The following is a 17882-nucleotide window of genomic DNA, read 5'->3' on the forward strand; positions in this document are numbered from 1 at the left end:
CTCATATTGGGGCTGCTTTGCAGCCCCAATTGCTTTGCTTGACCCCGCTGTCCGTACCCGCGATATTGCTCAACAGAACAAAAAGTCCATAATGGACTAAATTGTTTATCAGGAGCCGTCCATGCCCACGCCCCTCGTCATCGATCAACAACACGCTCGCCACCTGCTCGGCCAGCTGGACGTGCCGCAGATCCTGCGCAAGCTGTTCCGCGACTTGGCCGCAGGCGAAGCGGTGCAGCCCCCTCAGCAACTGGTGGAATTCCCCGCCGGGCGCGGCGACTTCATCAACTATGGCGGGGTGCTGGCCGAGGAGCGCGTCTACGGGATCAAGACTTCACCCTACATCGTCCGCGAGCAGGGCCCGCTGGTGACGGCCTGGACGCTGCTGATGTCGATGGACAGCGGCCTGCCGCTGCTGTTGTGCGACGCCGGCGAGCTGACCACCGCGCGCACCGCCGCCACCACCGCCGTGGCCGTCGACGCCCTGGCCTCACCCCAGGCCCGGCGCCTGGCCGTGATCGGCAGCGGCGCCATCGCCCGTGCCCACTTGCACTACGTGCGTGGCCTGCGCCAATGGCAGGACATCCGCCTGTTCTCGCCAAGCCTCGCCCGGCAGAGCGCCGCGCAACGCCAGCAATTGACCGACCTCGACAATCGCGTGCAACTGGCCGACAGCCTGGAGCAGGCGCTGGTCGATGCCGACGTGATCATGCTGTGCACCTCATCGGCAGGCCCGGTGATCGACCCCGGCCAGTTGAGCAAGCCGGCACTGATCACCTCGATCAGCACCAATGCCGTGCGTGCCCATGAGGTCCCCCCGGCCAGCCTGCAAGACATGGATGTGTACTGCGATTACCGGGTAACCACCCCAGGCAGTGCCGGCGAAATGCTGATCGCCGCCGAGCAGACCGGCTGGCGGCCCGAGGCGATCATCGGCGACTTGGCGCAACTGCTCAGCGGCGTAGCGCCCGTGCCGAGCTACCAGCGCCACGCCTTCTTCCGCTCCATTGGCCTTGGCCTGGAAGACATCGCCCTGGCCAATGCCCTGTATCGCTTGCAACAGGCCGGCTAAGGCCCGCCCGGATGACGCGCCGCCATGATTGCGGCACACTCCCAGCGCCCTTGGCACAAGGGCGCTGATACCGCATGGAGCCTGCCACGATGCCTTCACCTTGCCCCGATCCGGCCCTGGACAACTACCGGGCCATCGCCGACGCGATCGCCACCCTCTTCTTCCCCCATGCCGAGGTGGTGCTGCACGACCTGCGCAGCCAGAAGATCGACTACATCGCCAACAACCTGTCCAAACGCGAGATCGGCGACGATGCCGCCCTGGAAGACCTGCTTGAACCCGGCACCGACGAAACCAACATCGGCCCCTACGAGAAACTCAACTGGGACGGGCAGAAGATCCGTTCGCTGAGCACCGTGCTGCGCGACAGCGCAGGCAAGCCGCTGGCGGTGCTGTGCATCAACCTGAACATCTCGCTGTTCGAAAACGCCCGGGCGGCGCTGGACCTGTTCCTCTCGCCGAGCCGGCTGATCCCCCAGCCCGATGCGCTGTTCCGCGACGACTGGCAGGAACGCATCAACACCTTCCTCAATGGCTGGCTGCGCGAGCATCAGCTGAGCCTGAGCGTGCTCAACCGCGACCACAAGCGCGAGCTGGTGCTGGCCCTGCATGCCGAGGGCGCGTTCAAAGGCAAGAGTGCGGCCAACTACGTGGCCAATGTGCTGGGGATGGGGCGGGCGACGGTGTACAAGCACCTGAAGGAGCTCAAGGCCTGAAACGGCTCAGGCCTTGAACCCAGGGCGGCTCAGTCGCCGTAGATGTCCGACTTGAAGTACTTGCCCTGGATCTTCTGGTACTCGCCACTGGCCCGCAGTGCGTCGATGGCGCCGTTGAGCTGGCTGACCAACTCGCCGTTGCCCTTGCGCACGGCAATGCCGGCACCTTCGCCGACGTATTTCGGGTCCTTCAGCTCCGGGCCGACAAAGGCGTAGTCGGCGCCGCGCGGCATCGACAGGAAATCATCCAGCGGGATGGTGTCGGCGAAGATCGCATCCACACGCCCCGATGCCAGGTCCATGTAGATCTCTTCGTTGTTGCTGTAGCGCTTGACCTTGACGCCCTTGGGCTCGAGCACTTCGGTGGCGTAGCGGTCGGTAGTGGTGGCGCGCTGCACACCAATGGTCTTGCCGACCAGGCTCTGGTACTGGTCATCGACCGTCGCGCCCTTCTTCATCACCAGCCGCGACGAGGTGAAGTAGTACTTGTGGGTGAAGTCCACGGACTTCTTGCGCTCATCGGTGATGGTCATCGACGACAGGGCGGCGTCGATCTTCTTCACCTTCAGCGACGGGATCAGCCCGTCGAACTCGACCTCGGTCCACACGCACTTGACCTTGAGCTGCGCGCACAAGGCATTGCCGATGTCATAGTCGAAACCGACGATTTCGCCCTTGTCGTTCTTCGAGGCAAACGGCGGGTAAGCCGCTTCGATGCCGATTCGCAGCTCGGAATTGGCGGCGAACAGATTGCTACTGGCCAACAGGCCCAGGGCCAGACCACTGATCAGGGTGATTTTCTTCATCGGAATCTCGCTCGCTCATTATTGGAGGTTGTGGTGCAAGACAGAGGTAAAGACAAAGGCCGCAAGGCCGTATGGAATCATTTTGTACTTATGATTCCATACTGGACTTTTGTGTCTTGAAACTCAACCACCTCCGAGACGAAATACACGCCCCGAAAGAGCTCGCTCACCAGCGCCGGGCAGCGTCCTCATCGCTCTGCTTGCCCTCGACCCAGCGCGGGCCGTCGCCGGTCTGTTCTTTCTTCCAGAACGGCGCACGGGTCTTGAGGTAATCCATGATGAAGTTGCAGGCGTCGAATGCCGCCTGGCGGTGTGCGCTGGCCACCCCGACGAACACGATCGGTTCGCCCGGCTCCAGGGCACCGATGCGGTGCAACACCTCGACCTTGAGCAGCGGCCAGCGCTGCTCGGCCTCGACCACGATCTTGGCCAGGGCCTTCTCGGTCATGCCCGGGTAGTGCTCGAGGAACATCCCCGCCACGTCCTGGCCATCGTTGAAATCGCGCACGTAGCCGACAAAGCCGACCACCGCACCCACGCCGACGTTGGCGGCGTGCATGGCGTTGACCTCGAACCCCGGGTCGAACGCCGCCTCCTGCACACGTACGGCCATGGTCAGCCTCCGGTCACCGGCGGGAAGAACGCGACCTCGTCGCCCTCCTCCAGCGGCTCATCGAGCCTGCACAGTTCCTCGTTGCGCGCACACATCAGGTTCTGCTCGGCCAGCACGGCGTACTGCCCGCCCTTGGCCACCAGGGCCTGGCGCACATCGTCCAGCACCTTGAAGGTGCCCTCCACCCGCTCGACATCCACGCCCAGCACTTCGCGATAGCGGGCGAAATACATGACCTTGACCTTCATCACCCCTCCACCTTGTAGTGGCCGCTCTTGCCGCCGGTCTTCTCCAGCAGGCGCACCTGCTCGATGACCATGCCTTTGTCCACCGCCTTGCACATGTCGTAGATAGTCAACGCAGCGACACTGGCCGCGGTCAGCGCTTCCATCTCGACCCCGGTCTGCCCGGCCAGCTTGCAGCGCGCGACGATATGCACCACGTCCTCGCCCTCGGCGGCCAGCTCGACCTTGACGCTGGTGAGCATCAACGGGTGGCACAGCGGGATCAGGTCGCTGGTCTTCTTCGCCGCCTGGATGCCAGCGATACGCGCCACGGCGAACACGTCACCCTTGGGGTGTTCGCCATCGACGATCATGCGCAAGGTCGCCGGCAACATGCGCACCCGCGCCTCGGCCAGCGCCTCGCGTGCGGTCACGGCTTTTTCAGTGACGTCGACCATGTTGGCGCGCCCCTGGGAATCAAGATGAGTCAGCACAGCTCTGCTCCTGTGAAGGGAAAGCAGAGTGTAAACCCGTGGGTCAGGTTTGAGCAGAGGGCAACGCGGGGCAAGTCGTATCGGCGGTACGCCGATGCGACCTGCCCCGCGAAGTGTTACAGATGCGACTCGGCGTACTCGGCCAGTACCGAGCGCGGCACGCCCTGCAGGGTGATGTGCACGCCGTGGGGGAAGTCCTTGAAGCGTTCGGTCAGGTAGGTCAGCCCGGAACTGGTGGCCGACAGGTAGGGGGTGTCGATCTGCGCCAGGTTGCCCAGGCAGACCACCTTGGATCCTGCACCGGCACGGGTGATGATGGTTTTCATCTGGTGCGGGGTGAGGTTCTGGCACTCGTCGATCAGGATCAGGCTCTGCTGGAAGCTGCGCCCGCGGATGTAGTTCATCGACTTGAACTGCAGCGGGACCCTTTCGAGGATGTACTCGACGCTGCCGTGGGTGCTCTCGTCATCCATGTGCAAGGCTTCGAGGTTGTCGGTGATGGCGCCCAGCCAAGGCTCCATCTTCTCCGCCTCGGTGCCCGGCAGGAAGCCGATCTCCTGGTCCAGCCCCTGCACGCTGCGGGTGGCGATGATGCGCCGGTAACGCTTGCTGACCATGGTCTGCTCGATGGCCGCGGCCAGTGCCAGGATGGTCTTGCCGGAACCGGCGGCGCCGGTCAGGTTGACCAGGTGGATATCCGGGTCGAGCAAGGCGAACAGCGCCAGGCTCTGGTGGATGTCGCGCGGCTTCAGGCCCCAGGCCTCCTGGTGCAGCAGCGGCTCCTGGTGCAGGTCGAGCAGCAGCAGTTCGCTGTCGCGGATGCCCTTGACCCAACCGACGAAGCCTTGCTCATCGATGATGAACTCGTTGATGTGCACAGCCGGCAGGTTGTCGATCATCTGTACCCGGTGCCAGGTGCGGCCGCGCTCCTGGCGGGTGTCGACCTTGCTGACCCGGTCCCAGAAGGAACCGGTGACCGAGTGGTAGCCCTTGGACAGCAAGGACACGTCGTCGACCAGTTGGTCGGTGCTGTAGTCCTCGGCGGCAATCCCGCAGGCGCGCGCCTTCAGGCGCATGTTGATGTCTTTGGTGACCAGCACCACGTCCAGGTCCGGGCGCTTGGCGCGCAGGTCCAGCAACTGGTTGATGATGATGTTGTCGGCAAGGTTTTCGGGGAGCAGGCGGTTCGGCTCGTTGCGCGTGCTCATGAGGATGGACAGGAAGCCCTTGGGCCCGCTCTTGCCGCGCTGGATCGGGACACCCTTCTCGACATCGCTGGGCGAGGCGTCGCCCAGGGTCTGGTCGATCAGGCGGATGGCCTGGCGACATTCGGCGGCGATGGTGTGTTTACCGGTCTTGAGCTTGTCGAGTTCCTCCAGCACCGTCATCGGCAAGGCGACGTGGTGCTCCTCGAAGTTGAGCAGGGCGTTAGGGTCGTGAATCAGGACGTTGGTATCGAGCACATACAGGATTGGCTGGTTGGAGGAAGGGTTGCGTCCTTGGTCATCCATACTCGGTCACCTTATGTGAAAGCCACACGGCGCATACGGCTGCGCCGCAAAGTGACTGCCGTTTCCCCCGTATCCGCGTTGTTACGGGCGGGGATTTCACCTGGCAAGGCTGGCGTGGATGACGCCACCTGTGCTGCAGGTTTCGGCTGTCTGGTTCCTTGATACCGCAAAAACCATGACGGTAAAAAGTCTTTTTACGCACAGATGAAGTTTATTTTTCCGATTGACGAACAGGGCTTGGCGTGAGGGTTGGGTGGGACTACGCTCAGAGATCAAATGCGGTGTTTCAGCTGGATTTTTTGGTGATCCGTTCGGATATTGCAGCGCCTATCAGATCGAGCGCCGCCCGCGCGGCGCATCGCGGGACAAGCCCGCTCCCACATTTGTTTCGGGCCAGTCTGTCCTGTGCCATTACCTGGTCCGCCTTGTTGGTACGACGCGGTATCAAGGTTGGCACTGCTGGCGTCTCGCCTGACTTGAGGCATGCACCAAGGCGGGCAGCGGTACCCTCACAGACATCATTGGCCCGAAACAAATGTGGGAGCGGGCTTGTCCCGCGATGCGCCGCGCGGGCGGCGCTCGATCTCAAGAGCGCTGCAAATCCATCGCCCTACACCTAGCCGCCATTACACGATCAACCGCCAAACCTATTCCCCCACCACCCCATACTCCCGACACCCCTCCCAGCCAATCCCGCTCTGCGCCGTGTGCTGCAACAGCCACTCCAGCGCCGGCTGCGCCTTGGGCAGGTAATCGCGGAACTGGATCACCCCCTTGCGCCACAACAGCATCAGGGTCATCACCCGCTGCGCCGAGGCCTCTGCGGTCAACGGCCCGTCATCCTGGGCATCGATATCCCACAACGACACCCGCAACCGCTGGCTGGCCATGAACGCCTCGCCATCCCCGCGCCGCTGCCCGTAGGGCGGGCGGAACAACGGCACATATTGCGCTGGCAGGTCCGCCTGAACCCGCGCCTGGCTGCGCCGCAGCGAGTCCTGCCAGCCCTGCCACTGGGCATGGGAACGGTACTCCCAGCCCTGGATGCCCACGCACTGGCCCGCATACAGCCCGGCCAGCGCCCCGCTGTCACGACGCTGCTGCAGCCGATTGCCAAGCACGAAGAAGATGCCGTCGAGCTTCTGCCGGCGCAGATAGTCGGCCAGGCCATCGGTGTTGCCGCCCGCAGGGCCCGGGCCGCCGACGAAGCTCAGGAGGAACATGCGGTCGTTGAGCTCATCGCCGTTTCGCTCGCGCGCGGACAGCTTTTCCACCTCGCTGGAGGTCTGCGGGAACACTGCTGCCTTGCGCAGCAGCTCGTCCAGGTAGCGGGTGTGGAACTGGTGGCCGGGCTCGATCCAAGCGGCATAGAACTTGCCGACTTCTGCGGCGAATGTGGCCGACTTCATGCGCAAATCAGCCATTGACTCCAGCGGATAGCAAAACGATGCATCCTGCTCGCAACTCTGCTGCGCCTGCTGATAGTTGGTCCATAGCCGCTGCCACATGCGCGCCCGCAGCGCACGGATCACCGGCAGGTTGACCTGGCGCAGGCCCAGGCGCGCCGCCAGCGCCTGTTCATCAAGCATTTCGCTCTCGTGCAGCACCCGGGCAAACGAAAGGATCTCGGCGCGCGAGGCCACGTCGAACAACGCCGGGCTGTCGAGTTTCTCGGGCCACAGGCTGCGCTCGAAGCTGACGAAATCTGCAGGGGCAGCCTGTACGCCCAGGCTCAGCAGCCCGGCCAGCAGGGCAAAAGCGATACGCACGATGAACGGTCTCCTTGAAGGCATGCCGCGCACTATAGCGCGACGCCCGGCGAAACTCCGTGGCCATGTGCCCAGGCTATCGTCACCATAGTTTGGCGTTGCCCCGCCAGCCCCGTAGAATCGGTCGATTGATTCCAGGAGCCGACCCGATGCTGACGGTGATTTCCCCCGCCAAGACCCTCGACTACGACACCCCGCCGGTAACCCAGCGCCACACCTTGCCCCAGTACCTGGACGACTCCCAGGAACTGATCGTGCAACTGCGCGAACTGTCGCCGGCACAGATCAGCGAACTGATGCACCTCTCCGACAAGCTCGCCGGCCTCAATGCCGCGCGCTTCGGCAGCTGGACCCCGGCCTTCAGCCCTGCCAACGCCAAGCAGGCGCTGCTGGCCTTCAAGGGTGACGTATACACCGGCCTGGACGCCGAAAGCCTGACCGAAGACGACTTCAGCTATGCCCAGGACCACCTGCGCATGCTCTCCGGCCTGTACGGCCTGCTGCGCCCGCTGGACCTGATGCAGCCCTACCGCCTGGAAATGGGCACCAAGCTGGCCAATGCCCGCGGCAAGGACCTGTATGCCTTCTGGGGCACGCGCATCAGCGAGTGGCTGAACCAGGCCCTGGCCGAGCAGGGCGACGACGTGCTGCTCAACCTGGCCAGCAACGAGTACTTCAGCGCGGTGAAGAAGAGCGCCCTGAAGGCGCGGGTGATCAACGTCGACTTCAAGGACCTGAAGAACGGCCAGTACAAGATCATCAGCTTCTACGCCAAGAAGGCCCGCGGGATGATGAGCCGCTTCGTGATCGAGCAGCGCATCAACGACCCCGAGCAGCTCAAGCGCTTCGATGTGCAGGGCTACTACTTCAGCGCCGAGCAGTCCAAGCCCGATCACCTGGTGTTCCTGCGCGATCACGCCGAAGGCTGATGCCTTCGCCCTGGTGTTTGCCGAGCGTTCTTCAGCGCCTATCAGATCGAGCGCCGCCCGCGCGGCGCTTCGCGGGTAAACCCGCTCCCACAGTTTGTTTCGGGCCAATTATGCCTGTGGAGGTACCGGCGCCTGCCTCGGTGCATGCCTTGAGTCATGCGGGGCGGCGGCAACGCCCACATTGAAACCGCGTCGTACCAACAAGGCGGACCAGGTGATAGCACAGCAAAGACTGGCCCGAAACAAACTGTGGGAGCGGGTTTACCCGCGAAGCGCCGCGCGGGCGGCGCTCGATCTCATAAGCGCCGCAAAATCGTCGGCGAGCCCCCGCCCCTCCCCCCTCAAACACGCCAATCATCAGGCGCCAAAAAACCACCACCCATACCTTTATCGCAAAACGCCATAAGACCGTTCGTACTTTTTTGACGGATTTTGAAAAATATTTTCGCATGCTGGCATATAACCATCCCGCTTCGTTTTCGCCCTTTATAAACGGGGGTGAAACTAGCGCGTGCCATCAAAGTGAAAGTATTTGCCACTGAAAAAATATTTAGAAATCTTTCATCCGCGCTGAACCCAGCCAGGAACTTCTACCGCGCCGCATGGCTCATAGCACCCGTAACAAGTTTCAAGCGCCGCAGCGTGAGAGATGACTTACAGATGACAAAGTGCCGCTATCGCGCACAATCAAACAAACTTCAAAGGCGGTACAGGAAGTGCCAAAAGCCATTATCCATGCAGGAGACAAGCGCCCCTAACATACGTCCTAGTGGTTGATTTCAAAGGATTTATCCACTTGAAAAAACAAGCACAGCAGTACGCATACGGCGAACTGCAATAAAGACGGCTGCATTTCAGGGCACGCCTTATTAATACTGGCCTTAGCTTGCCAACGTTGAGTGCATAACTTTCTGCGCTCCGGATTTATTCATGCCTGCGCACGGTGAAGTGTCAATTCGCCAGGGAGCCGTGCGCCCGAAAACTGCTGGTCAATCAACCCGGCTGGCTCTTTCGAAGAAGGGCTGGCGTGATAAACACACGAGGTGAATGCGATGCGTATCAGCATCTTTGGTTTGGGTTATGTGGGTGCAGTCTGTGCCGGTTGCCTGTCGGCACGCGGCCATGAAGTGATTGGTGTGGACGTGTCCAGCACCAAGATCGACCTGATCAACCGGGGCAAGTCGCCCATCGTCGAGCCGGGCCTGGAAGCACTGCTGCAACAGGGCGTGGCCAATGGCCGCCTGCGTGGCACCACCGATTTCGCCGAAGCCATCCGTGCCAGCGACGTGTCGATGATCTGCGTCGGAACCCCGAGCAAGAAAAACGGCGACCTGGGCCTGGAATACATCGAGTCGGTATGCCGCGAAATCGGCTACGTACTGCGCGACACCAGCCGCCGCCACACCATCGTGGTGCGCAGCACCGTGCTGCCGGGCACCGTCAAGAACGTGGTGATCCCGATCCTCGAAGACTGCTCGGGCAAGAAGGCCGGCGTCGACTTCGGCGTCGCGGTCAACCCCGAATTCCTGCGTGAAAGCACCGCGATCAAGGACTATGACCAGCCACCGATGACCGTCATCGGCGAACTGGACAGCGCCAGCGGCGACGTGCTGCAAGCACTGTACGAAGAGCTCGATGCCCCGGTCATCCGCAAGCCGATCGAAGTGGCCGAGATGATCAAGTACACCTGCAACGTGTGGCACGCCACCAAGGTCACCTTCGCCAACGAGATCGGCAACATCGCCAAGGCCGTGGGCGTCGACGGCCGCGACGTGATGGACGTGGTCTGCCAGGACAAGGTGCTCAACCTGTCCCAGTACTACATGCGCCCGGGCTTCGCCTTTGGCGGCTCGTGCCTGCCCAAGGACGTGCGTGCCCTCACCTACCGCGCCGCCAGCCTGGACGTGAAGGCACCGCTGCTCGACTCGCTGATGCGCAGCAACGAATCCCAGGTGCAGAACGCCTTCGACATCATCGAAAGCCACGACAAGCGCAAGGTCGCCCTGCTCGGCCTGAGCTTCAAGGCCGGTACCGACGACCTGCGCGAAAGCCCGCTGGTGGAACTGGCCGAGCGCCTGATCGGCAAGGGCTACCAGCTCGACATCTACGACCAGAACGTCGAGTACGCCCGGGTGCATGGCGCCAACAAGGAGTACATCGAGTCGAAGATCCCCCACGTTTCCTCGCTGCTCAACGCCAACTTCGAGCAGGTGGTCAACGACGCCGAGATCATCGTCCTGGGCAACCGTGACGAACAGTTCCGCGCCCTCGCCCAGCAAGCGCCGGAAGGCAAGCAAGTGATCGACCTGGTCGGTTTCATGAGCAAGCCAACCTGCACCACCAGCCGTACCGAAGGTATCTGCTGGTAACCCCGGCCGGGCGGCGCGTCCCTCCCCAGCGCGCCGCCCGTCCACCCCCGAATTCTCGACGGATGCCGAACATGCAAAGGTTCCAGACAGTGCTGTTGCAGTGCGCCGGCTGGCTGCTCTACATGAGCCTGCTCATGCTGATCGCCCTGGCCCTGCCCAGCGATATCTTCGATTCGCAGTCGAAGCACTTCATCTTCCTGGTCGGTGCTGTCGGCATCTGGCGCTACTCCATGGGCGCCACCCATTTCATCCGCGGCATGATCTTCCTGTACCTCGTCTACCCCTATCTGCGCCGCAAGGTGCAGAAGCTTGGCACGGCGGCCGACCCGTCACACGTGTACCTGATGGTCACCAGCTTTCGCATCGATGCCCTGACCACCGCCCAGGTGTACAGCTCGGTGATCCGCGAGGCGATCAACTGTGGCTTCCCCACCACCGTGGTCTGCTCGCTGGTGGAAAAGTCCGACGAGCTGCTGGTGAAGAGCCTGTGGGCCAAGTACAACCCGCCCGCCCACGTCGCCCTGGACATCGTGCGCATCGCCGGCACCGGCAAGCGCGACGGCCTGGCCTACGGTTTTCGCGCCATCTCGCGGATGCTGCCCGACGACCACGCCGTGGTGGCGGTGATCGACGGTGACACCGTGCTCGGCGAAGGCGTGGTCCGCAAGACCGTGCCCTGGTTCAAGCTCTACCCCAACGTCGGCGGCCTGACCACCAACGAATTCTGCGAAGTGCGCGGCGGCTACATCATGAGCGAATGGCACAAGCTGCGCTTCGCCCAGCGCCACATCAACATGTGCTCGATGGCCCTCTCCAAGCGCGTGCTGACCATGACCGGGCGCATGTCGATGTTCCGCGCAAGCGTGGTGACCGACCCCGAGTTCATCGCCGATGTGGAAAGCGATTCGCTGATGCACTGGCGCCTGGGCCGCTTCAAGTTCCTCACCGGCGACGACAAGTCGAGCTGGTTCAGCCTGATGCGCCTGGGCTACGACACCTTCTACGTGCCGGACGCGGCGATCAACACGGTCGAGCACCCGCCGGAGAAGAGCTTCGTCAAGGCCAGCCGCAAGCTGATGTACCGCTGGTACGGCAACAACCTGCGGCAGAACTCCCGCGCCCTCGGCCTGGGCCTCAAGCGCCTGGGGCTGTTCACCAGCATCGTCCTGTTCGACCAGCGCGTGTCGATGTGGACCAGCCTGCTGGGCCTGACCGTGGCCGTGATCGCCAGCTTCAAGTTCGGCCTGCAGTTCCTGCTGGTGTACCTGCTGTGGATCGGCATCACCCGCCTGATCCTCACCATCATGCTGCTGTGCTCGGGCCACAGCGTCGGCCCCGCCTACCCGCTGATTCTCTATTACAACCAGATCGTCGGCGCGGTGATGAAGATCTACGTGTTCTTCCGCCTCGACAGGCAGTCCTGGACCCGCCAGCCCACTGCCCTCAAGCGCGACCTCGCCAGCTTTCAACAATGGTTCAACACCTGGTCCTCGCGGACCATGACCTTCTCGGCCGCGAGCATCTTCGTCGCCGTGCTGTTCATGGTCGTGTGAGCCCAACCCGGATCGGATAACAGGAACGAAATCGCCATGAATACCGCCGTGAACGTCAATGTCGTGCATGAATCCGAAGCGCAGCGCCAGCACGCCCGGGTACGCATCCCCGCCAAGCTGCGCTACCTGGACGGCAACCGCGAGCCGCACGATGTGAAGGTGGACGATCTTTCCGCCGGGGGCTTGTCCTTCCACGCGAAGAAACCGCTCGCCGAAGGCGAAGTGCTGCGCGGGCGTCTGCAGTTCGTGGTCGACAACCTGGGGCTGTCGATGGACGTCGAGCTGCTGGTGCGCACCAGCAGCCGCGACACTGGCCGCACCGGCACCGAGTTCCAGAACCTGGAGCCGCGCGACATCGCCACCCTGCGCCACATCATCACCAGCCACCTGTCCGGTGAGCTGATCAGCGTCGGCGACGTGCTCAGCACCCTGCAACGCGACAACTTCACCAAGGCGCGCAAGCAGAACAACGCAGGCTCCGGCCTCTCGGCCTTCGGCCGCCTGCGGGCGGTCACCGTCACCGCCGGCGTGTTCGTGGTCGGCCTGGTGGCCTTCGGTTTCGTCGCCAAGTCGCTGTACGGCCTGTACTTCGTCAGCCATGCCGAAGCCGGCGTGGTCGCGGTCCCCACCACCACCGTCACCATGCCCCGTGACGGCAGCGTGCAGAGCCTGGTCGAGAACGGCACCCCGGTGGCCAAGGGCGCACCGCTGGCGACCTTCAACACCAGCATGCTCGACCTGCTCAAGGGCCACCTGGACGACGCGCAGCTGGAGCCGGCCAAGGTCGAGGAACTGTTCGGCAAGCAGCTTTCCGGCACCCTCACCAGCCCGTGCGACTGCGTGGTGTCGCGCCAGCTGGTGGATGACGGCCAGTACGCCAGCAAGGGCCAGCCGGTGTTCGCGCTGATCCCGCGCACCAGCAACCCGATGGTCGAAGCGCGCTTCAGCTACCGCCAGTTCGACGAAGTGAAGCCGGGCACCCGGGTCAACTTCCAGATCGCCGGCGAAGACGAGGTGCGCAGCGGCCGCATCGTCGGCAGCACCAGCCTGGACACCGACAACCTGGCCTCGGATATCCGCGTGCAGATCAAGCCCGACGACGGCCTGCCAGCCGAACTCGCCGGCCGCCCGGCCGCGGTCAACAGCGACCGTGGCCCGTCGCTGAACTGGCTGATCGACAAGGCCGTGGCCCGCGGGCTGTAAGAGGATCGGAGCATGAAACCTTTCAACCGTGTTTCTGCTGTGGGGGCGGTGTCGCCTGTGTTGCGAGGGCTGCGCCCTCGTTCGCGGCACAAGGCCGCTCCTGCAGAGTCCGCGCCTCACCCCGTGGGAGCGGGCTTGCCCCGCGATCGAGCGCAAAGCGCTCGCCCCTACACCTGGTGCACCCTGGCCCTGGCCATCACCCTGGCCGGCTGTGCCGGCCTGCCCGACCAGCGCCTGGCCAACGAAGCGCTCAAGCGCGGCGACACCGCCACCGCCGAGCGCAACTACAAGGCCCTGGCCGACCTGGGCTACAGCGACGCGCAAGTGGGCCTGGCCGACATCCAGGTGGCCACCCGCGAGCCGGCCAAGCTCAAGCAGGCCGAGGCCACCTACCGCGCCGCTGCCGCCACCTCGCCCCGCGCCCAGGCCCGCCTTGGCCGCCTGCTGGTGGCCAAGCCCGACAGTACCCAGGCCGAACGCGAGGAGGCCGAGCACCTGCTCAAGCAGGCCGCGCTGCAAGGCGAAGGCAACACCCTGATCCCGCTGGCGATGCTCTACCTGCAGTACCCGCAGAGCTTCCCCAAGGTCAACGCCCAGCAGCAGATCGACCAGTGGCGCGCCGCCGGCAACCCCGAGGCCGGCCTGGCCCAGGTACTGCTGTACCGCACCCAGGGCAGCTACGACCAGCACCTGGGCGAGGTGGAAAAAATCTGCAAGGCCGCGCTGGCCAGCACCGACATCTGCTACGTCGAACTGGCCACCGTCTACCAGAAACGCGCCCAGCCCGAGCAACAGGCCGCCCTGCTCGACCAGCTCAAGGCCGCCTACGCCCGTGGCGCGGTGCCGGCCACCCGGGTCGACAGCGTCGCCCGCGTGCTGGCCGACCGCAGCCTGGGCCAGACCGACGAGAAGACCGCCAAGGCCCTGCTGGAGCAAGTCGCCCCGGCCAACCCGGCGTCCTGGGTGAGCCTGGCGCAGCTGCTCTACGACTTCCCCGAACTGGGCGACACCGACCAGTTGCTGGCCTACATCGACAAGGGCCGCGAAGCCGAACAGCCGCGCGCCGAGCTGCTGCTGGGCCGCCTCTATTACGAAGGCAAGACCGTGCCGGCCGATGCCGCCAAGGCCGAGCAGCACCTGCAGGCCGCCGCCGACGCCGGTGAAGTCAGCGCCGACTACTACCTCGGCCAGCTCTACCGCCGTGGCTACCTGGGCAGCGTGGCGCCGCAGAAAGCCGTCGACCACCTGCTCAGCGCCGCCCGTGGCGGGCAGAACAGCGCCGACTACGCCCTCGCCCAGCTGTTCAGCGAAGGCCATGGCATCCGCCCCGCGCCCACCAATGCCTGGGTGTTCGCGCAACTGGCGCAGGCCAACCCCACGCCGCAGTCGAGCGAGCTGTTGCAGCAGCTCGACCAGCAGCTCACGCCCGAGCAGCGCAGCCAGGCCCAGCAACTGCTGGCGCAGGAAAGACAGGCGCGCAGCAGCCTGTTTCAGGGCGCCAACAGCACCCTGGCCATCGAGGCCCTGCAAGACGACGAAACAGCCGTAGACGCCGAGGATTCGCTATGACGCTCAACCCCTTCGTGAAAGCCGGCATCGGCCTGAGTTTCGCCCTGTTGTGGTCGATGCCGACCCTGGCCGCCGAAACCGCACAGAAGAACTTCGGCCTGGATGTGAAAATCACCGGCCAGTCCGAGGACGACCGCGACCTGGGCACCCGCGCAGGCGGCGACGTCAACGGCGTCGGCCTCGATCTGCGCCCCTGGGTGTACGGCGAGCGTGGCAACTGGAGCGCCTTCGCCATGGGCCAGGCGGTCACCGCCACCGACATCATCGAAACCGACACCCTGCGCCAGAACGACGACGGCAGCACCACCGACAATGGCGACGACAGCCGCAAGCCGGACAAAAGCTACCTGGCCATGCGCGAGTTCTGGGTCGGCTACAGCGGCCTCACCGCCTACCCCGGCGAGCAACTGCGCCTGGGCCGCCAGCGCCTGCGCAGCGACGATGGCATGTGGCGCGACACCAACATCGAAGCACTGAACTGGACCTTCGACACCACCCTGCTCAAGGCCGACCTGGGCGTGGCCCAGCGCTTCAGCGAATACCGCACCGACCTCACCGAGCTGGCCCCGGAAGACAAGGACCGCACGCACATCTTCGGCAACGTCGCCACCCAGTGGACGCCCGGCCATTGGGTCGGCGTGCGCGCCCACCACACCCACGACAGCGGCAGCCTGAAGCGCCCCGGCGAAACCGTCGACGCCCTCGACAAGACCCGCACCGGCGATCTCACCTGGCTGGGCCTGGAAGCCAACAGCGACGCCTACAACTGGCGCAACGACCACACCGTCAACTACTGGGGCAGCCTCACCTGGCTGACCGGCGACCGCGACACCCTCAGCAGCCAGGCAGTGGGCAACGACCAGGTCGCCACCGGCAAGCAGAGCGGCGACGTCAATGCCTGGGCCACCGACCTTGGCATCCGCCTGCGCCTGGACCCCAACTGGCAGGTCGGCGCGGCCTATGCCCGAGGCAGCGGCGGCGGCGGCAGCGACGGCTCGAACAACTTCGAGCAGACCGGCCTTGAGAGCAACCGCTCCAACTTCACCGGCACCCGCTCGCGCGTGCACCGCTTCGGCGAGGCCTTCCGCGGCGAGCTGGGCAACCTGCAGGCGGCCACCCTGTTCACCTCCTGGCAGCTGCGCGACGACTACGACGCCAGCCTCATCTACCACAAGTTCTGGCGTGTCGACGGCAAGCAGAACATCGGCTCCAGCGGCATCAACGCAGTGGTCGACGACGGCGGCGTGAACCGCCCGCTGGTCAACGGCGAGAAAGACCTCGGCCAGGAAATGGACGTGGTCGTGACCAAGTACTTCAAGCAAGGCCTGCTGCCGGCCTCGCTCAGCCAGTCGATCGACGAGCCTTCGGCGCTGGTGCGCCTGCGCGCCGGTGTGTTCAAGCCAGGCGACGCCTATGGCAAGGAAGCCGACTCGTACATGCACCGCGCCTTCGTCGACGTGATCTGGCGCTTCTGAGGCCGGGAGAGGATTTGACATGAACCTGCACCCGAACCTTCGCCATAGCCTGCTGGCCAGCGCCCTGCTGCTGGCCGCAGGGCTGGCCCAGGCCGCCGAGCCGGAAATGGCCAAGGGGCTGCAACAGGCCAAGACCTACACCGTTGCCAGTGCGCCGATCGAGCCGCTGCTGATGGACCCGCCCAAGCTGCCCGACCTGTCCGGCTACACCGCCGCCGCCGTGCAGAAGAAGATCGACCGCGCGCACAAGGGCAAGGTCAGCGTGCGCCGCATGCTCCAGGAGGACACCCTCAAGGAGTTCATCGGCGGCGACAACAAGGGCGCCGAATGGGTGCGCCGCCAGCACGGCATCCCCCAGGCGATCTTCGTCGACGACGGGCATGTCGACCTGGTGGAGCTGAGCAAGAAAGTACCCAACCAGTACCTGCGCGAAACCGCGCCGGGTGTCTACCTGGCGCGCCTGCCGATCGTGGTCGGGCGCAAGGGCGTGCTGGAGATCGACGCCAAGGTCAAGGAGCTGCGCCTGTCCGAAGAGGGCGGCGCGTTCATCGTCAACGACGGCAAGCTGTTCGTCAGCGACACCCAGGTGACCGGCTGGCGTGAACAGGCCAATGGCCCGGCAACCTTCCGCAAGCCCGATGAGTTCCGCCCGTTCCTGCTCAGCTGGGGCGGCACCGAGACCTACATCGTCAACAGCAAGATGGCCAGCTTCGGCTACGCCAAGTCCAAGTCCTACGGTGTGAGCATCTCGCAGTACACGCCGAACATGGCCAAGCAGATGGGCCGCCCGGAACCCACCGGCTGGATCTTAGGCTCCGAGTTCAGCGACATGTGGTACGGCTTCTACTGCTACGAGACCAGCGACTTCGTGGTCAAGGACAGCACCTACCGCGACAACATCGTCTACGGCATCGACCCCCACGACCGCTCGCACCGCCTGATCATCGCCGGCAACACCGTGTACGGCACCAAGAAAAAGCACGGGATCATCGTCTCCCGCGAGGTCAACGACAGCTGGATCATCAACAACAAGAGCTACGACAACAAGCTCTCGGGCGTGGTGATCGACCGCAACAGCGTCAACAACCTGATCGCCTACAACGAGATCTACCGCAACCACACCGACGGCATCACCTTGTACGAAAGCGGCGACAACCTGATCTGGGGCAACAAGCTGATCAACAACCGCCGCCACGGCATCCGCGTGCGCAACAGCGTGAACATCCGCCTGTACGAGAACGTCGCCATGGCCAATGGCCTGGTGGGCGTGTACGGGCACATCAAGGACCTCTCCGACACCGACCGCGACATCGCCCTCGACCCGTTCGACACCAAGGTGTCGCTGATCGTGGTCGGCGGCGAGCTGGCGGCCAACGGTTCCGGCCCCTTGTCGATCGACTCGCCGCTGTCGGTGGAGCTGTACAAGGTGTCGATGCTGATGCCGCGCAAGGCCAACGGCATCAGCTTCAACGGTGTGCTGGGCGAGCGCCAGGACGAAATCCTCGACCTGCTGGTGCGCCAGCAGAAGGCCGTGCTGATCGACCCGGTCGAACGCCAGACCGAAATGATCGATTAAGGA

The 17882-nt window shown here is 64.1% G+C and carries 15 protein-coding genes; 9 read left to right on the forward strand and 6 right to left on the reverse strand.

What is annotated here, in order from left to right:
* Positions 1-121: 121 nt before the first annotated feature.
* Positions 122-1072 carry an ornithine cyclodeaminase family protein gene (locus tag DM373_RS00380; RefSeq protein ID WP_110991654.1) on the forward strand — a complete coding sequence of 317 codons (951 nt, stop codon included), beginning with the start codon at positions 122-124 and terminating at the stop codon, positions 1070-1072.
* 89 nt (positions 1073-1161) lie between these two features.
* Positions 1162-1788, forward strand: a complete 627-nt coding sequence (locus DM373_RS00385; RefSeq protein WP_110991655.1) for a helix-turn-helix transcriptional regulator — start codon at positions 1162-1164, stop codon at positions 1786-1788.
* 29 nt (positions 1789-1817) lie between these two features.
* Here DM373_RS00385 and DM373_RS00390 read toward each other — a convergent pair whose 3' ends face one another.
* The 6 genes from DM373_RS00390 to DM373_RS00415 form a co-directional block, all read right to left on the reverse strand.
* Positions 1818-2594 carry an ABC transporter substrate-binding protein gene (locus DM373_RS00390; RefSeq protein ID WP_110991656.1) on the reverse strand — a complete coding sequence of 259 codons (777 nt, stop codon included), beginning with the start codon at positions 2592-2594 and terminating at the stop codon, positions 1818-1820.
* Between the two features lie 166 nt (positions 2595-2760).
* On the reverse strand, positions 2761-3207 hold the full coding sequence (gene moaE / locus DM373_RS00395; RefSeq protein WP_110991657.1) for a molybdopterin synthase catalytic subunit MoaE: 447 nt from the start codon (positions 3205-3207) through the stop codon (positions 2761-2763).
* 2 nt (positions 3208-3209) lie between these two features.
* A complete protein-coding gene (locus DM373_RS00400) occupies positions 3210-3455 on the reverse strand; it encodes a MoaD/ThiS family protein (protein ID WP_110991658.1) in 246 nt (81 codons plus the stop codon).
* Positions 3455-3925, reverse strand: a complete 471-nt coding sequence (gene moaC / locus DM373_RS00405; RefSeq protein WP_110991659.1) for a cyclic pyranopterin monophosphate synthase MoaC — start codon at positions 3923-3925, stop codon at positions 3455-3457. Before moaC ends, DM373_RS00400 begins: the two co-directional genes overlap by 1 nt.
* A 116-nt stretch (positions 3926-4041) precedes the next feature.
* Positions 4042-5436, reverse strand: coding sequence for a PhoH family protein (locus tag DM373_RS00410; RefSeq protein WP_110991660.1), 1395 nt, complete (start codon positions 5434-5436; stop codon positions 4042-4044).
* 647 nt (positions 5437-6083) lie between these two features.
* Positions 6084-7205 carry a polysaccharide deacetylase family protein gene (locus DM373_RS00415; protein ID WP_110991661.1) on the reverse strand — a complete coding sequence of 374 codons (1122 nt, stop codon included), beginning with the start codon at positions 7203-7205 and terminating at the stop codon, positions 6084-6086.
* Positions 7206-7354: 149 nt separating this feature from the next.
* Here DM373_RS00415 and yaaA point away from each other — a divergent pair, with 149 nt between their 5' ends.
* From yaaA to algG, 7 genes are all read left to right on the forward strand, one after another.
* On the forward strand, positions 7355-8134 hold the full coding sequence (yaaA, locus tag DM373_RS00420; RefSeq protein ID WP_110991662.1) for a peroxide stress protein YaaA: 780 nt from the start codon (positions 7355-7357) through the stop codon (positions 8132-8134).
* 1052 nt (positions 8135-9186) lie between these two features.
* Positions 9187-10503 (forward strand): nucleotide sugar dehydrogenase, encoded by a 1317-nt coding sequence (locus DM373_RS00425; protein ID WP_110991663.1) that lies wholly within the window; start codon positions 9187-9189, stop codon positions 10501-10503.
* Positions 10504-10574: 71 nt separating this feature from the next.
* Positions 10575-12056: a glycosyltransferase family 2 protein gene (locus DM373_RS00430; RefSeq protein ID WP_110991664.1), complete on the forward strand. Its 1482-nt coding sequence runs from the start codon at positions 10575-10577 to the stop codon at positions 12054-12056.
* A gap of 36 nt (positions 12057-12092) precedes the next feature.
* A complete protein-coding gene (locus DM373_RS00435; RefSeq protein WP_110991665.1) occupies positions 12093-13259 on the forward strand; it encodes an alginate biosynthesis protein Alg44 in 1167 nt (388 codons plus the stop codon).
* A 12-nt stretch (positions 13260-13271) separates the two neighbouring features.
* Entirely contained in the window at positions 13272-14828 is a 1557-nt protein-coding gene (gene algK, locus DM373_RS00440; RefSeq protein ID WP_244215019.1) for an alginate biosynthesis TPR repeat lipoprotein AlgK, read from the forward strand.
* The gene (locus DM373_RS00445) at positions 14825-16303 is read left to right on the forward strand and encodes an alginate export family protein (RefSeq protein ID WP_110991667.1); all 1479 of its coding nucleotides are present in this window, start codon (positions 14825-14827) and stop codon (positions 16301-16303) included. The genes algK and DM373_RS00445 overlap by 4 nt, the downstream gene beginning before the upstream one ends.
* 19 nt (positions 16304-16322) lie before the next feature.
* A complete protein-coding gene (algG, locus tag DM373_RS00450; protein ID WP_110991668.1) occupies positions 16323-17879 on the forward strand; it encodes a mannuronan 5-epimerase AlgG in 1557 nt (518 codons plus the stop codon).
* The last annotated feature ends 3 nt before the right edge of the window (positions 17880-17882 follow it).

It is taken from the genome of Pseudomonas sichuanensis, assembly GCF_003231305.1.
Lineage (GTDB): Bacteria > Pseudomonadota > Gammaproteobacteria > Pseudomonadales > Pseudomonadaceae > Aquipseudomonas > Aquipseudomonas sichuanensis.

Bases quoted from the DNA above. Each gene is read 5' to 3' on its own strand.
- DM373_RS00380 (WP_110991654.1), top strand. From the start codon at position 122: ATGCCCACGCCCCTCGTCATCGATCAACAACACGCTCGCCACCTGCTC.
- DM373_RS00385 (WP_110991655.1), top strand. From the start codon at position 1,162: ATGCCTTCACCTTGCCCCGATCCGGCCCTGGACAACTACCGGGCCATC.
- DM373_RS00390 (WP_110991656.1), bottom strand. From the start codon at position 2,594: ATGAAGAAAATCACCCTGATCAGTGGTCTGGCCCTGGGCCTGTTGGCC.
- moaE (WP_110991657.1), bottom strand. From the start codon at position 3,207: ATGGCCGTACGTGTGCAGGAGGCGGCGTTCGACCCGGGGTTCGAGGTC.
- DM373_RS00400 (WP_110991658.1), bottom strand. From the start codon at position 3,455: ATGAAGGTCAAGGTCATGTATTTCGCCCGCTATCGCGAAGTGCTGGGC.
- DM373_RS00410 (WP_110991660.1), bottom strand. From the start codon at position 5,436: ATGGATGACCAAGGACGCAACCCTTCCTCCAACCAGCCAATCCTGTAT.
- yaaA (WP_110991662.1), top strand. From the start codon at position 7,355: ATGCTGACGGTGATTTCCCCCGCCAAGACCCTCGACTACGACACCCCG.
- DM373_RS00425 (WP_110991663.1), top strand. From the start codon at position 9,187: ATGCGTATCAGCATCTTTGGTTTGGGTTATGTGGGTGCAGTCTGTGCC.
- DM373_RS00430 (WP_110991664.1), top strand. From the start codon at position 10,575: ATGCAAAGGTTCCAGACAGTGCTGTTGCAGTGCGCCGGCTGGCTGCTC.
- DM373_RS00435 (WP_110991665.1), top strand. From the start codon at position 12,093: ATGAATACCGCCGTGAACGTCAATGTCGTGCATGAATCCGAAGCGCAG.
- algK (WP_244215019.1), top strand. From the start codon at position 13,272: ATGAAACCTTTCAACCGTGTTTCTGCTGTGGGGGCGGTGTCGCCTGTG.
- DM373_RS00445 (WP_110991667.1), top strand. From the start codon at position 14,825: ATGACGCTCAACCCCTTCGTGAAAGCCGGCATCGGCCTGAGTTTCGCC.
- algG (WP_110991668.1), top strand. From the start codon at position 16,323: ATGAACCTGCACCCGAACCTTCGCCATAGCCTGCTGGCCAGCGCCCTG.